The following is a 14,928-nucleotide window of genomic DNA, read 5'->3' as shown; positions in this document are numbered from 1 at the left end:
ATAATTTGGAATTTAATAATAACAGATTACTCCCCCTCTTTCGATTCGCTTACCTTGCTACGTAAACCCACAATATCCTTATCCAACTGGTAAATTCCTCCCCTATCACTACCAACCAATTGAAGTTTCTCTAACATGGTTTTCGCCATTTTTTCTTCTTCCAATTGCTCATCTAAATACCATTGCAAAAATTTAAATGTGAGATAATCTTTCTCATTCAGCGAAAGCTCTACCAGATCGTTAATGCTTTTTGAAACCAGCAATTCATTATCCTGAAATACTTCTATTACCTGTCCGAAAGAATTTTTGGGCATTTCAAGGGCTGTAATTATCGCATGCCCATCACGATCATTGATATAATGAATCAGCTTAAGCATATGATGACGTTCTTCGTCACTTTGGCGGTAGAAAAACTCGGTATATCCCTCTAAACCTGGCTGCGTTTCTAACCATGAGGCAATTCCCAAATATACTTGTGATGATTGGGCTTCCAATTTAACCTGGTTATTCAAAGCCTCCAACATTCTTTCAGATAGTAACATAAATTTTCTATTTATTTTTATAATTAAACACATCCAGCAAATCAATGTTTTAGCCGTATCTTGTTTAGAATCTATCTTTATACCCATAAAAAATTCAGCATTATGTTTCTATTTTTTACCTTTGCTATACGATGAAAAAAAACCTAGTAATAGCAATAGATGGCTATTCATCTTGCGGAAAAAGTACATTAGCGAAAGCATTAGCTAAAAAATTAGGTTTCATTTATGTAGATAGCGGAGCGATGTACCGTGCCGTAACCCTATATTTCTTAAGAAATAAGATCGATATTGCTGATGATACTAAAGTTGTTGATGCACTAAAACATATCGAATTAAATTTCCACTCCCGCGATTACGAATCGCACATTACCCTTAACGGTGAAGAAGTTTCAGATGAAATCCGTTTAATGCCTGTTTCTGAAAATGTGAGTGAGGTTTCAGCACACAAAATTGTCCGCCATGAAATGGTGAAACAACAGCAACGCATGGGCAAATCAAAAAACATTGTAATGGATGGCCGTGATATTGGCACTACCGTTTTCCCTGATGCCCCTGTGAAATTTTTTATGACAGCTGATCCGAAAATCAGGGCCGAACGCAGATTTAAGGAATTGGAGAGCAAAGGTAATAACGAAACTACTTTAGAAGAGGTTTTTGAAAACCTTGCGCACCGTGACTACGCCGATACCACCAGAAAAGAAAGTCCTTTAGTTAGAGCTGATGATGCTGTTATTCTGGATAATACCGACCTTACCCAAGAAGAACAATTGGCTTTTGCAATGGAAAGAGTAGAGCCGTTTTTGGTTCATTAGCTTGTTGGTTTATTCGTCATTAATTCAGTAGCCAGTGGTTCAGGAGTTGATGGTTGATGGCCGTATTTGTCATTGCGAGGCACAAAGCAATCTTAAAACGAAACTGGTTAATTGTTAAAATAGCTAATCGGCTTCAAACTCCAAATAAATCGACTTCAGACTCCCGACTAAAGACTTCAGACTAACCTACCGTTTCCTGAGATAGAAAAAATTTCATATTTTTAGCACCCAACCCAAATGTTACTATGAAATTAAAATCAATTTATCTTGCGGTATTATTTTTATCGCTTACTATCCTCAATGCCAAGGCTCAAAAAGGCTGGATCAATCTCTTTAATGGAAAAGATTTAAAAGATTGGAATATTAAAATTGCCAAACACGAATACAAAGAAAATTATGCCAATACTTTCCGCGTAGAAAATGGTGTGATGAAGGTGAGTTATGATGGATACAATGAATTTGATAAACAATACGGACATATTTTCTATAAAAAACCGTTTTCGGCTTACCTATTAAAAGTAACCTATCGTTTTGTTGGCGATCAGGCTAAAGGTGGTGAAGGTTGGGCAACCAGAAATAGTGGTGCCATGTTACATTGCCAAGACCCTGCAACAATGTTGAAAGATCAGGATTTCCCGATTTCGATTGAAGCCCAAATTCTGGGTGGAGATGGTGAACATGAACGCCATACCAGTAACGTATGCACACCTGGAACACTAATTGATTATAACGGAAAACTATTTACCGGACACTGTTTAGACTCTAAATCAAAAACCTATGCTGGCGACCAATGGGTAACCGCGGAATTTTTAGTTTTAGGTGATTCGGTTGTAAAACACATTATTGCAGGCGAAGTGGTTTTAGAATACACCAAACCTCAAATTGGTGGTGGTAGCGTTTCGAATTTTGATCCAAAAGTTAAAATAGATGGCAAAGCATTAACTTCAGGTTATATTTCATTACAGAGCGAAAGTCACCCGATAGAATTTAAAACGGTGCAACTTTACGATTTGGAAGCATACATGAAAGATAAAGCAAAACTGGATAAGGTATTGGCTAAAATATTAAAAGAGTAAACCATATTGGTACTCAATTGTTGAATGATGATGTAAAAACCTTACACCTAAATTTATACGATGCTCAACACCTATTTGTTTAAACCCGCTGCCCTACTATTCTTTCTTTTAGTTGCCAATATTACTTTTGGGCAAACTGCTTACAAAGTAAAAGATATTCCAGATCCCAAAAACAATGGTGGGGGTTATGTAAGTGATCCTGACAGCATTTTGGGAAGTAGTGCGGTTTCGGGCTTAAATAATACCATTGCCCAGTTCGAACGTGAAACCAATGTTCAGGTGGCAGTGGTGATTATTAACGATTTCGACCATGACAAAGAAGATTTCGATTTTGCTTATGAACTCTTTAATACCTGGGGAATTGGGCAAAAAACAAGCAATAACGGATTGTTGTTGTTTATTTCGAAAGATCGCCGCAAATACCGCTTTATTACGGGCACCGGAACTGAAGGTGTATTACCAGACGTAAAACTTAAACATATTGCCGAGCAGAATCTCTTACCTGCTTTTAGACAAAACGATTTTAGTACAGGAATTACCAATACCATTAATGCCATTGGGGTAATTATTTTAAACCCTGAACATAAATCAGAGCTCAATCAGTTTTTCACCCAACACGAAAGCAACAGTTCACTCGAAAATTTTTGGCTCCCTACGGGAATTATCCTACTGGCATTTTTTGGGGTGTTCAAAATTGTGAACAGGCAGGCCAAAAATGGCTTAAATCTAAAAGGCTTTGATAAGAATAAAAATAGTTATGATACTACCATAGCGAAAGGCTGTGGGGTGGTTTTCTTTATTGTATTCGTTTCTATTTTTATATTTGTTTTTACCGATGCTTTTGAGCTGTTCGAAAAGATAAAATTAGCACATATCCCCTATATTCTTTTTACTATACTGGCTATAGCCCTTTTCTTTCGGTATCTTTTCTATTTGTCGACATTAAGAAAAGCACATCAGGACGACAAAAATTTCTTTGATGCCGTTGTGGCTTTCCACAAAAAGAACTGGTGGTTAATACTATTCTCTCCTATAATTTTAATAGCAATTATACTCCACCTCATCAAGCGTGTTAAAACAATTGATCGTTTCAAGCCAATTTTGGATAGTAAAAAGAAGCCAATGATTCGGGTAGATCGTGATATCAACACTGAAGGAAAACCATTTTTAACAGCAGGGCAACGTAAGGAAGAAGTTGTTTTGGCGTACGATTATGATATTTGGGAAAGTGCAGACCATAATGAACATATTATTAAGGCATGGCCTGCGGAAGAATACAATAGTTATACTGAATGTCCTGGGTGTGCTTTTAGGACATACAAACTGAATGAACGCGTAACGGTTAAACAGGCCACTTACAGTCATGAAGGCCAGGCGAAGCTGATAAACGAATGTGGCTTTTGTAAAAAAACAGAATTTATAAAATGGATAACACTTGCCATGTTAGTTGAATCGAGTTCCTCATCAAGTTCCTCCTCGTCCAGTAGCAGCTCTTCATCTTCATCATCAAGGAGTAGCTGGGGTGGTGGCAGTAGCAGCGGTGGTGGTTCTGGAGGAAGCTGGTAGTTCAGCTTATCTATTTTATAAGATGCTTTGACCTTGCTCAAGAAGATTTTTTAAGGAAAGGAGCAGCACCTTTTTTTCAATCTTATCCCCACCTATTAAAAGTATTTTCTAATTTTGAACACTTAGCACGGTGTTTGCTTATAGCGTGTTTGCAATTACCTATTAAAACTGTTTCGCAGAATCCTATACTTATGACTAGAATTTTCTTCCTCCTAATCGCTCTTTCTATTTTTGCTTACCGTTTAAATGCACAAGAATTGTATCGTGTTAAAGCTGACAAATTGCGTGTAAGGCAAAGTAGCGATCCGAAAAGTAAGGTTATTGGAAATATTGCTCAAAATGAAAATATTACGGTTTTAGATGCAAGCAATGCCAAGTTTTACAAAGTAAAGTTTAAAAACCGCGAAGGTTGGGTAAGCAAAGATTTCATCGAAAAAATTGCACCGGCAGCTAAACCATCAACTCCTCAGGCAAATACCGCACAGCCCGATGCCAGCCCACAAAGGGCAACAAGCACCGACCTATATCGCGTAACTGCCGACGATTTACGGGTTAGGCAACAAGCTGATCCGAAAAGCAAAATTGTTGGGTACCTGCCTAAAAATGAAAATGTTGCCGTGATCGATTCATCAAACACAAGTTTCTATAAAATTAAGGTCACCAATGGAGAAGGATGGGTGAGTAAAGAATTTTTAGTAAGGATTTCTCCGGTAAAAGCAGCAGCCGAAAAAACAAGCATTGCGGCATCGGTACCTCAAGAAAACAAAGATTATACGAACATCATCTTTTTTGTGGTTGTAGCCTTAATACTGATTACCATATTATACTTTTCGATTAAATATGCCAGTGGCAATAAATTTTTGATCGGTTTTTCTGTAGTTGTAATCTTGGTAATTGGCTATTTCTGCTTCATTACCTTTATACAGGCAAAAGTGGTAACAGGCACCTTTGCAAGCGACGAAGATATACAGTACAAAACCTTTAATTTTAAATCGAAAGATTCGGTGACTGTTACCGATGCCTATACCGATTCTATTTTCACCTCAAAATACGTTATTGAGGGGGACATGATCAAACTTTACGATCAGCAGAACACGATAATGCTATTAATCAGAGATGATGAAACATTAATTGGTGAAGGTTTTACCAGAGGGACTTTTACGAAAAAATAGAAGTTTATCATTTTAGATACTCTTTATTTATTCGTCATTCTGAACTTGTTTCAGAATCTTTTTAAAAGGCAAGAGATTATCCTTCGACAGGCTATCATTGACAGATCCAATAGAATGATCGTCATTCCCGCGCAGGCGGGAATCTTAAAGCTTATTGCATTACGATTCCCAATCAAGTTGGGAATGACGATTCCGCGCAACCTGTCACTGCACTAAAAATCCTCTGTGATATCCTGATTTTTATGCAATAAATTATCCCTCAGGATGACAATATTTTATTATTTCCGCCTTAATTTAATAAACCGTTCCGTAAGAACGTTTGGCAGGCATTTGTGCACAGCCCTTGTTTTTAAACCTGATAGAGCGGAATAGCCCGGAACGTAGTGAGGACTATAAGCGATAGCAGGACTGCTGTTTCCGATGAAATATGGGCGCTCATTTTCAAATAATTATGAATAACAAGGCGATTAATTCTAAAATAAACCAGCTACATTTTGGAAAAACATGTGGCAAATTGAAATAACCACCCCGCCTTTCAGGCACCCTCCGAAGGAATCGGAGCAGGCTCTCCAAGGGAGGGAAATTATAAAGCGCTAAAAATCAGCAAGATTTATTAAAAAAATCTTTTCTATTAATTAAAATATTTTTACCTTTGCAGTCCCTAAATAGGGAAAAAAGGAGATAATTAATTAATGGCTAAAAAACAAGTAGCAGAAAAAGAATTAGCAGCTAAAACAGCTGAACTTCAGGGAGAAGGCGGACGCCTGACTGAAAAAGAAACGATTGAATCAGAAGCTGATTCAGTTTCGATCGAATCGATCAAATCATCATTAGCAACACCAACCGAAGATTTCGATTGGGATGCAGATGAAAAAGTTTTCGGTAATTACAATGACGCAGACCGTAAAAAGTTTGAAGATATGTATGCTGGAACATTCAATCAGATCACTAAAGGTGAAATCATTAGCGGTATCGTTGTTTCAATTAACAACAAAGACGTAGTATTAAACGTAGGTTTCAAATCAGACGGTTTAGTTTCTACTTCAGAATTCCGTGATACACCAGATCTTAAAATCGGCGATTCAGTTGACGTTTTCGTTGAAGCACCAGAAGACGCTAACGGTCAATTGATCCTTTCTCGCAAAAGAGCTAAAACCCAAAGATCATGGGAAGCGATTAACGAGGCTCTTGAAAATGATAGAATCATCAACGGTTTCGTTAAGAGCCGTACTAAAGGTGGTTTAATTGTTGATATCATGGGCGTTGAAGCTTTCTTACCAGGATCTCAAATTGATATTAAACCTATCCGCGATTACGATGTATACGTGGGTAAAACAATGGAATTCAAAGTTGTTAAAATTAACCATGAGTTTAAAAACGTAGTAGTTTCTCATAAAGTGTTAATCGAAGACGATTTAGAAAGCCAAAAAGTAGAGATCGTTTCTAAATTAGAAAAAGGTCAGGTACTAGAAGGTACTGTTAAAAACATTACTGATTTCGGTGTGTTCATCGATTTAGGTGGTGTTGATGGTTTACTTCACATTACTGATATTTCTTGGGGCCGCATAGAGCATCCAAAAGAAGTATTATCATTAGATGAAAAAATCAACGTGGTTGTTTTAGATTTTGATGATGAGAAAAAACGTATCGCTTTAGGCTTAAAACAATTAACTCCACACCCTTGGGAGAACTTAAGCACCGACATCCAAGTTGGTTCTAAAGTAAAAGGAAAAATCGTAACTGTTGCAGATTACGGTGCTTTCTTAGAAATTATCCCAGGTGTTGAAGGTTTAATCCACGTTTCTGAAATGAGCTGGTCACAAAACTTAAGAAATCCACAAGAATTCTTAAAAGTTGGTGATGAGATCGAAGCTGAAGTTTTAACTTTAGACAGAGACGAGCGTAAAATGAGCTTAGGTATTAAACAATTATCTAACGATCCATGGCAAGAAGTTGCTGCTAAATTCCCAGTTGGAAGCAAGCATACAGCTACTGTTAAAAACATGACTAACTTCGGTGTTTTTGTTGAAATCGAAGAAGGTATTGATGGTTTAATCCACATCTCTGATTTATCATGGTCTAAAAAAGTAAACCACCCTAACGAATTCACTAAAGTTGGTGATGTATTAGATGTTGTTGTTTTAGAACTTGATGTTGATAACCGTAAATTAAGCTTAGGTCACAAACAATTGGAAGAAAACCCTTGGGATACTTTCGAAACGATCTTCACTTTAGATTCGGTTCACCAAGGTACTGTTGTTAAAGTAACTGATAAAGGTGCTGTTATTGCTTTACCATATGGTGTAGAAGGTTTCGTACCAACTAAACACATGGTTAAAGAAGATGGTACATCAGTTAAAGCTGAAGAAACCAATGACTTCAAAATCATTGAATTCAACAAAGAAGCAAAACGCATTGTAGTATCTCACGCCCGTATCTGGGAAGAGGTTAAAGCTGAAGCTGTTGCTGAAGAAAGAGCAACTAAGAAAAAAGAAGCTAAAGCTGCTGTAACTGCTGTTAAAAAAGTTAAAGATTCTGTAGAGAAATCTACTTTAGGAGATTTAGACGTATTGGCTCAATTGAAATCGCAATTAGAAGGCGAAGAAAGCAAAGCTAAAAAAGGCTAGTTCTTTTTAACTGATCATATTAATCCCGATAGCGAAAGTTATCGGGATTTTTTTTGTGCTCGAGTTAACGTCATTTCGAGCGGAGTGCAACGAAGTCGAGAAATCTTACTGTGATAGATCTCTCCATTCCACTACGTTTCAGTCGAGATGACGCTTTGCTTCAGTCTGAGAGACGAAGCAATCTCCTCAATGGATTTTGACCACCTGAGTACACTTAAGTTTTACAACATACTTTTATATTTTCTTAAATGCCTTAAATGGTAAATAATAATTAGAAAACGAAAGTAACAGCCAGTGGATGGCTACAGCCCCGCTATACTTTCTGCCGTGAAAAACGGCATTCATCCTATCGGGTTTATGTAACATAAGTAGTTCGTTCTACCAAACCCTTTACTTTCATCCGCCTATAATTATTACTTTTGGAAAGCGTAACCAAGCCTTTTCAGCATGAGAAAAATCATCCTTTTGTTCTTAACAATTATTTCCCTCAAACTTTCTGCGCAGGAAATTAATATCATTCCGCAACCAGTTTATATTAAAGTTGAATCAAATAAAAAATCATTTACGATAGATTCAAAAACTCAAATTGTAATTGTTGATTCTTCATTATTGAATTCAGCTAATTTTCTAATTAATTATGTTCAACAGTATTATAATCTGAAGCTAAACATAACAAGTGTTACCCCAACTAAAAATTTCATTAGCTTAATTTTAAATACGCGTGTCAGTGAATTTGATGATGCTTATTTTCTAAACACTTTAGATGATGGAGTATCCATTATCGGCACCTCAAAACCCGGGATATTTTACGGTATACAATCATTAATACAACTTTTGCCGACCTCAAAAGCAGAAAAGTTAAGTATAAAATCGGTTTCAATTATAGATCATCCCCGCTTCGATTACCGTGGTATGCATCTGGATGTAAGTCGCCATTTTTTTGATGTAGCCTTTGTAAAACAGTACATCGATTATTTAGCACTGCATAAAATGAATTATTTCCATTGGCATTTAACTGATGACCATGGCTGGCGGATTGAAATCAAAAAATACCCTAAGCTTACTGAAATTGGGGCCTGGAGAAATGGCAGCATTATTGGCTTATGGCCCGGACAAGGAAATGAGCATATAAAATATCAGGTATTGCCAACAGAAGTAAAAATTATGCCAAAAGATGCTGTTATTAAAACCGATGGTATCCGTCACGGTGGTTATTACACACAAGAACAAATTAAAGATGTGGTCGATTACGCTGCTAAACGTTATATCACCATCATTCCAGAAATTGAAATGCCTGCACACAGCATGGCTTTATTAGCTGCTTACCCAGAGTTAGGTACAATGCCAGATAAAAAATACGAGGTTGCCGAAACATGGGGCATGATGAACAAATACAATAATGTACTTCAGGCTTCTGACACGACTTTTAAATTTCTAGAAAATGTGTTAACAGAAGTAATGAACCTATTCCCCTCACCATATATTCACATTGGCGGTGATGAAGCTTCTAAAGTATGGTGGAAACAATCTGCCGTTTCACAGCAGATTATGAAAGCAAATGGTTTGAAAAATGAAAGTGAGCTGCAAAGTTATTTCATCCGCAGGATGGAAAAATTTGTAAATAGCAAAGGGAAAACCATTATTGGATGGAACGAAATTTTACAGGGTGGCTTGGCACCCAATGCAGTTGTGATGAGCTGGCAAGGCGAAAAAGGTGGTATCGATGCTGCAAAACAAAATCATAAAGCCATTATGACACCCGAAAATAAAATGTATTTTAATCATGCTCAGTTTGTAAAAGAAGATAGCTTAGCCGCAAATAAGTTTTCGCCCTTAATTGATGTTTACAATTATGAGCCCATACCAACTGAATTAAATGCCAAGCAAGCTAAATACATATGGGGTGCACAGGGCTGTTTGTGGAGTGAATATATTACCAACCCAGCCAAAGTACAATACCTGCTTTTTCCACGGTTAGATGCTTTAAGCGAAATTTTGTGGAGTCCGAAAGAAAAACGGAATTATCCCGATTTTCAAAAAAGGCTAAAAACACAGTTTAAACGCTACGATTTAATGGGGATTACCTACTCTAAAAGGTATTTAGAAAATTAATTTTCCAATGCTGTAATTTTTCCGATCTGCTGCTTACTAACTGTTCAAATCAATTAAATTAGCAATGGAAAACAACAATTCAAAATTAGGTATCGCTGCATTTTTAAGCATTGTAGCTCATACAACGGGCGTTCAAGGCTATACCAAATATTTCTTATTAACGGTGGCATTGATCTCGTTAATCATCGGAATTTATCAGTACCAGAAAGCATTCAAAGCGGATCAATTATCGAAAGGCAGATAAGCTATAGCATATGATTGAAAAATCTTATCTCGACAAACTGGAAGCACATAAAGGCATTATCTATAAAATGGTAAACCTTTATGCAGATGATGAAGAGGACCGCAAAGATTTGTATCAAGAAATCGTTTTTCAAAGCTGGAATGCTTATGGCCGGTTTAAAGGCGATGCTAAATTTTCTACCTGGCTTTATAAACTCAGTTTAAATGTATCACTTTCATTTTTGAGCAAACAGAAAAAGCATAGCCAGGTTAAAGACCGGGGGCAATTTGAGCATTACTTCGAACCGCCCGAATTATCAGAACGGGCCGATTGGCTGTATCGCTGTATCAAACAATTAACAGAAATCGACCGGAGTATAATTATGCTCCATCTCGATGGTTTCGATAATACAGAAATAAGCGAAATGACAGGAATATCCAGAAACAACACCAATGTTAAGTTACATCGGATTAAACAACAATTAACCACACTGCTAACCCGTAAGTAAAATGAATTTAGAACAAGAATGGCAAAATTTGAGTGGAGAATTTGACTCAAAGGTAGACAAAATAAATATTTCGAATATCACAATCGATGAAAAATCGCACAGTCTTCTGCAGGACTTATTATTTAAATTAAGATGGAAATTAAGGTGGATCAGAATTATCGATTTACCAATTTTGGCCATGGCCTTTTTTATAAAAGGAGATTTAAAATTCCTCTTGCTTTTTGTATTTATCACTTATGAAATTTCAAGGACTTTGGGAGTAAACAGCTTCAGAAAAATTAAAACCGGTATAGATTATAATGCAAATACCAAACAAGTACTTACCGATAACCTAAAGGCAATTAAAAGAATTTTAAGAGGTGAGACCATTTATGGATACATTTTTTTGCCACTTGCCGGACCAACAGGCTGGTTAGCATATAAACTATACGTATATGAAACTTTTGAAAAAGTATTCAGTTTACCCCATTTTTTTATACAGATGGTATTGCTTATCCTAATTGGCATACCGTTTATCTACATCGGAAAAAAAATGAACGACAGCATATTTGCTAAGCCTTTAAAAGAACTTAACGAAAAGATAAACGATTTAATGGATTAACTGATTGGCCACCTGCAATTGATATGCCCCAGGCGTAATACCAACCATCTTTTTAAATGCCCTAATGAAGTAATTTGCATCACTGAAACCAAGCTCGTAACTTATTGAGGCTACCTTAGTTCCAGGCTGTGCTAGTAAAAGCTTGGCTTTGTTAATCTTTTCGGTTAAAATAAAATCATTTGGACTGATACCGAGTTCGCGTTTAAACAATCGATAAAATGTGGCTTTGCTCATGCAAGCCTTATCGCTTAGACTGTTTATGCTGATCTTTTCGTTTAGGTTAGTTTTAATATAATTCAATACAAATGCCAGTGGGTTTTGGTTCAGGTTATAGCCATCATCGCTAATGGTTTTAAGGTTCTGGGTCTGCATAATGCGAACCAGCAATTCTTTCAGTGTTAAATCAGCCAAAACATCTTTTTCCTTTGTTCGTTCAGAGCAAATCCTGATCACCTTATTAATCAGGTAGGCAATTTCTTCATTGTTATAAAAATGATATTCATCGTAATTTAACAGCCATTTCTCATTGCTTCCCTCTTTCGGAAAAAATTCGTTTAAATAAGCAATTGTTTTTTGAATCTGCTCCTGATCGATAGCCAGGGCAATACATTGGGTAGGGTTAAGGTTAGTAGCCTCCGGAAAATCAATTTCCATGGTAACAGCAGGAGGAACAATAACGGTTTGGCCAGGAAAATAATCAAAACCTTTCTTATCAAATAAATGCATCACTTTTTTACCTCTTAACATACTCGTAATTACAAAATCGTTAAAAGTAAGTGGAACTTTATAAGATTCGGTGTAAGTTTCGAAAACGTTTAATTCGCAGCGCTCTAAGGTATAAGAGGTTCTATTCTCTACTAAAGTTTGCAACGTTTCCGAAGCACTTAGCTTTACCTGATCTAATGTATGTTGCATAAACCGAAATAATCTGGTTAGAAATATCTGCTATGAATCAAATATAATTATTTCATCTAGTTATATTGTAACGGCAAAAACCTATTATAGCTGATACACGGCTCAATCTCCATTTATCGGCTACAGAGCACGATATGGTTACACAACCTGAAACGATAGTGCTATCAGTTGATCCGATTATACTATCTGCTCCATCTGCTTTGCCATTAGGTTTGTATTAACCAAATCTTATAACTGCAAAAATCATGATGAGCAATCCTATTAAAATCCTATACCTAAACTGCTCATGATGGCTTTTAAAAATTTAATAATCAATAATAATTATGGAAAATTTAATTGAGAAACCATCATTCAAACCTAATTACGATAACTATATCGGAGGGAAATTTGTAGCACCGGTTAAAGGTGCTTACTTCGATAATATTTCACCGATTGATGGAAAAGTATTTACAAAAGCCGCGCACTCTACCAAAGAGGATATAGCATTAGCCGTTGATGCCGCACATGAAGCATTTAAAACCTGGAGCAAAACCTCTTCTACCGAAAGAAGCATCATTTTAAACAAAATTGCGCAGCGGATGGAAGATAACCTCGAATACCTGGCAACGGTTGAAACCATCGATAACGGTAAAGCGGTTAGAGAAACCTTAGCAGCCGATTTACCCTTAGGTGTAGACCATTTCAGGTATTTCGCTGGCGTAATCCGCGCAGAAGAAGGTTCGCTTTCAGAACTCGATCAAAATACAGTTTCGTTAATTGTACATGAGCCGATTGGTGTGGTGGCGCAGATTATTCCCTGGAATTTCCCATTATTAATGGGTATCTGGAAATTAGCCCCTGCCCTAGCAGCAGGGAACTGTGTGGTTTTAAAACCTGCAGAAAGCACGCCAGTTTCGATTATGGTTTTAATGGAATTAATTGGCGATTTATTGCCTCCAGGCGTAATAAATGTGGTAAATGGCTTCGGCGCTGAACTTGGACGTGCCTTAGTGACTAATCCTAAAATTTCGAAAGCAGCATTTACAGGCTCTACTCCTACAGGCAGATTGGTAATGCAATATGCAACCGAAAATATTATCCCGGTTACACTCGAACTTGGTGGGAAATCGCCAAATATATTTTTCAGCTCTGTAATGGCCGAAGATGATGCCTTTTTAGATAAAGCGGTAGAAGGGGCCGTAATGTTTGCTTTAAACCAAGGCGAAATTTGTACCTGCCCATCTCGTTTATTGATCCAGGAAGATATTTACGAAAAATTTATTGCAAAGGTAATTGAGCGAACCAAAGCGATAAAAATTGGAAGTCCGCTGGATAGAACCGTGATGATGGGTGCTCAGGCCTCCAAGATTCAGTTCGAAAAAATTGCCGCTTACATTAAGTTAGGTAAAGAAGAAGGTGCCGAAGTATTAACTGGCGGAGAGGTAAACGAGCTACCTGGTGAACTTGGTGGTGGCTATTACATCAAACCAACCATCTTTAAGGGCCATAACAAAATGAGGATTTTCCAGGAGGAGATTTTCGGCCCGGTATTGGCCGTTACTACTTTTAAAACAGTCGAAGAAGCCATTGAAATTGCAAACGATACTTTATATGGTTTAGGTGCTGGTGTGTGGACACGTGATGCCCATGAACTTTATCAGGTTCCAAGAGCTATTCAAGCGGGTCGAGTTTGGGTAAACCAATATCATGCTTATCCTGCAGGCGCACCTTTTGGTGGCTACAAACAATCGGGTGTGGGCAGAGAAAACCATAAAATGATGTTGGGCCATTATCGCCAGACTAAAAACATGCTTATTTCTTACGATAAAAATAAATTAGGTTTCTTTTAGTCCGTTGAACAAGGGGCTGTATCATAAGTATAGAATTGTCATCCTGTCCAAAGGACTCCTACGGAGAGCCTGTAGAAGGACTAAATTAAATGACCTTGTCAAAGCGTTTCGACAAGCTCAACGTGACAATTCGGGTTGAATTTGACTCTATACATCTTCTTTCTAAAGACCCATTTCAAACCTAAAATAACGATCATGATTCAACGAATAGACAGTACAGAAAAAGCAAAAGAGCTGATAACCGTACTTAAAGAAAAGCATGGAGAACTGATGTTTTACCAAGCTGGTGGATGTTGCGAAGGGACACAACCGCAATGTTTCGAGAAAGGAGGCTATTACTTGCGGATGCGCGATGTTTGTTTAGGTGAAATAGAAGGCTGCGAGTTTTGGGTAGATAGAGATCTTTTCGAGTATTGGAAATTTTCACATTTTACTTTAGATGTGCTGGATGGATTTGGCGTGGGCGGTTTTTCCTTGGAAACCCCGCTACAAAAAACGTTTAAAATTCATTACAGACTATTCTCTGAAGAAGAACTAAAAGACCTTGAGCCCGTTAAAACGGCAGAGTAATTTTCGTTTATTTAGTTAATTTTAAGTCAGTTTGGAGGAATCCGACTGACTTTTTTTATACTATTTCTTAAGTCACATCGTCCTTTAGATTTGTTTTGATATATTATTTAAGAAAATCTAATATTTATTTTACTTAGCTTAATTATCAGATTACCTAAAGCGGTAGCGGCACATTAATATTTCGTCAAGGTTTTTATACCTATAGCATGATGCAATCCGCTACCGTTTTTTCCCTTAGTGACCAGATAACAATTAGGGCAATACCCATTATTAAGGACTAGGATCGATGGGGTAAAAATTAGGTAACTATTACAAACATAAAAAATAACAGGATGATTGTCTCTACAAATTTTTTTATTGGGATTGATGTTTCAA

General features: G+C 37.0%; 13 protein-coding genes. 11 read left to right on the top strand and 2 right to left on the bottom strand.

The window, feature by feature from the left end; translation table 11 throughout:
• Window positions 1-26 precede the first annotated feature (26 nt).
• A complete protein-coding gene (locus tag EZ456_RS23595) occupies window positions 27-542 on the bottom strand; it encodes a ferritin (protein ID WP_131534453.1) in 516 nt (171 codons plus the stop codon).
• A 131-nt stretch (window positions 543-673) separates the two neighbouring features.
• Here EZ456_RS23595 and cmk point away from each other — a divergent pair, with 131 nt between their 5' ends.
• The 9 genes from cmk (at window position 674) to EZ456_RS23550 (ending at window position 11,239) form a co-directional block, all read left to right on the top strand.
• A complete protein-coding gene (gene cmk / locus EZ456_RS23590) occupies window positions 674-1,354 on the top strand; it encodes a (d)CMP kinase (protein WP_131534451.1) in 681 nt (226 codons plus the stop codon).
• A 245-nt stretch (window positions 1,355-1,599) separates the two neighbouring features.
• Window positions 1,600-2,430: a 3-keto-disaccharide hydrolase gene (locus tag EZ456_RS23585; protein WP_131534449.1), complete on the top strand. Its 831-nt coding sequence runs from the start codon at window positions 1,600-1,602 to the stop codon at window positions 2,428-2,430.
• A 60-nt stretch (window positions 2,431-2,490) separates the two neighbouring features.
• Entirely contained in the window at window positions 2,491-3,996 is a 1,506-nt protein-coding gene (locus EZ456_RS23580; RefSeq protein WP_131534447.1) for a TPM domain-containing protein, read from the top strand.
• A 191-nt stretch (window positions 3,997-4,187) separates the two neighbouring features.
• A complete protein-coding gene (locus EZ456_RS23575; protein WP_131534445.1) occupies window positions 4,188-5,168 on the top strand; it encodes an SH3 domain-containing protein in 981 nt (326 codons plus the stop codon).
• Between the two features lie 692 nt (window positions 5,169-5,860).
• Window positions 5,861-7,795, top strand: coding sequence for a 30S ribosomal protein S1 (rpsA, locus tag EZ456_RS23570; protein ID WP_131534443.1), 1,935 nt, complete (start codon window positions 5,861-5,863; stop codon window positions 7,793-7,795).
• Between the two features lie 447 nt (window positions 7,796-8,242).
• Window positions 8,243-9,907 (top strand): beta-N-acetylhexosaminidase, encoded by a 1,665-nt coding sequence (locus tag EZ456_RS23565; RefSeq protein ID WP_131534441.1) that lies wholly within the window; start codon window positions 8,243-8,245, stop codon window positions 9,905-9,907.
• A 64-nt stretch (window positions 9,908-9,971) separates the two neighbouring features.
• Window positions 9,972-10,151 (top strand): hypothetical protein, encoded by a 180-nt coding sequence (locus tag EZ456_RS23560; protein WP_131534439.1) that lies wholly within the window; start codon window positions 9,972-9,974, stop codon window positions 10,149-10,151.
• 10 nt (window positions 10,152-10,161) lie between these two features.
• Complete coding sequence (locus EZ456_RS23555; protein WP_131534437.1) at window positions 10,162-10,638, top strand: RNA polymerase sigma factor; 477 nt, start codon at window positions 10,162-10,164, stop codon at window positions 10,636-10,638.
• A gap of 1 nt (window position 10,639) precedes the next feature.
• Window positions 10,640-11,239: a hypothetical protein gene (locus tag EZ456_RS23550; protein WP_131534435.1), complete on the top strand. Its 600-nt coding sequence runs from the start codon at window positions 10,640-10,642 to the stop codon at window positions 11,237-11,239.
• On the opposite strand, the gene EZ456_RS23545 is transcribed toward EZ456_RS23550, so the two are convergent.
• Complete coding sequence (locus EZ456_RS23545) at window positions 11,228-12,154, bottom strand: AraC family transcriptional regulator (RefSeq protein WP_131534433.1); 927 nt, start codon at window positions 12,152-12,154, stop codon at window positions 11,228-11,230. The genes EZ456_RS23550 and EZ456_RS23545 overlap by 12 nt on opposite strands.
• Window positions 12,155-12,477: 323 nt before the next feature.
• Here EZ456_RS23545 and EZ456_RS23540 point away from each other — a divergent pair, with 323 nt between their 5' ends.
• Window positions 12,478-13,983 (top strand): aldehyde dehydrogenase family protein, encoded by a 1,506-nt coding sequence (locus EZ456_RS23540; RefSeq protein WP_131534431.1) that lies wholly within the window; start codon window positions 12,478-12,480, stop codon window positions 13,981-13,983.
• Between the two features lie 195 nt (window positions 13,984-14,178).
• Entirely contained in the window at window positions 14,179-14,553 is a 375-nt protein-coding gene (locus tag EZ456_RS23535) for a DUF779 domain-containing protein (protein ID WP_131534428.1), read from the top strand.
• The last annotated feature ends 375 nt before the right edge of the window (window positions 14,554-14,928 follow it).

This window comes from Pedobacter psychrodurus, from assembly GCF_004331735.1.
Lineage (GTDB): Bacteria > Bacteroidota > Bacteroidia > Sphingobacteriales > Sphingobacteriaceae > Pedobacter > Pedobacter psychrodurus.
Note: the sequence above shows the minus strand (reverse complement) of the source record. Positions and strands in the feature narration are given on the sequence as shown.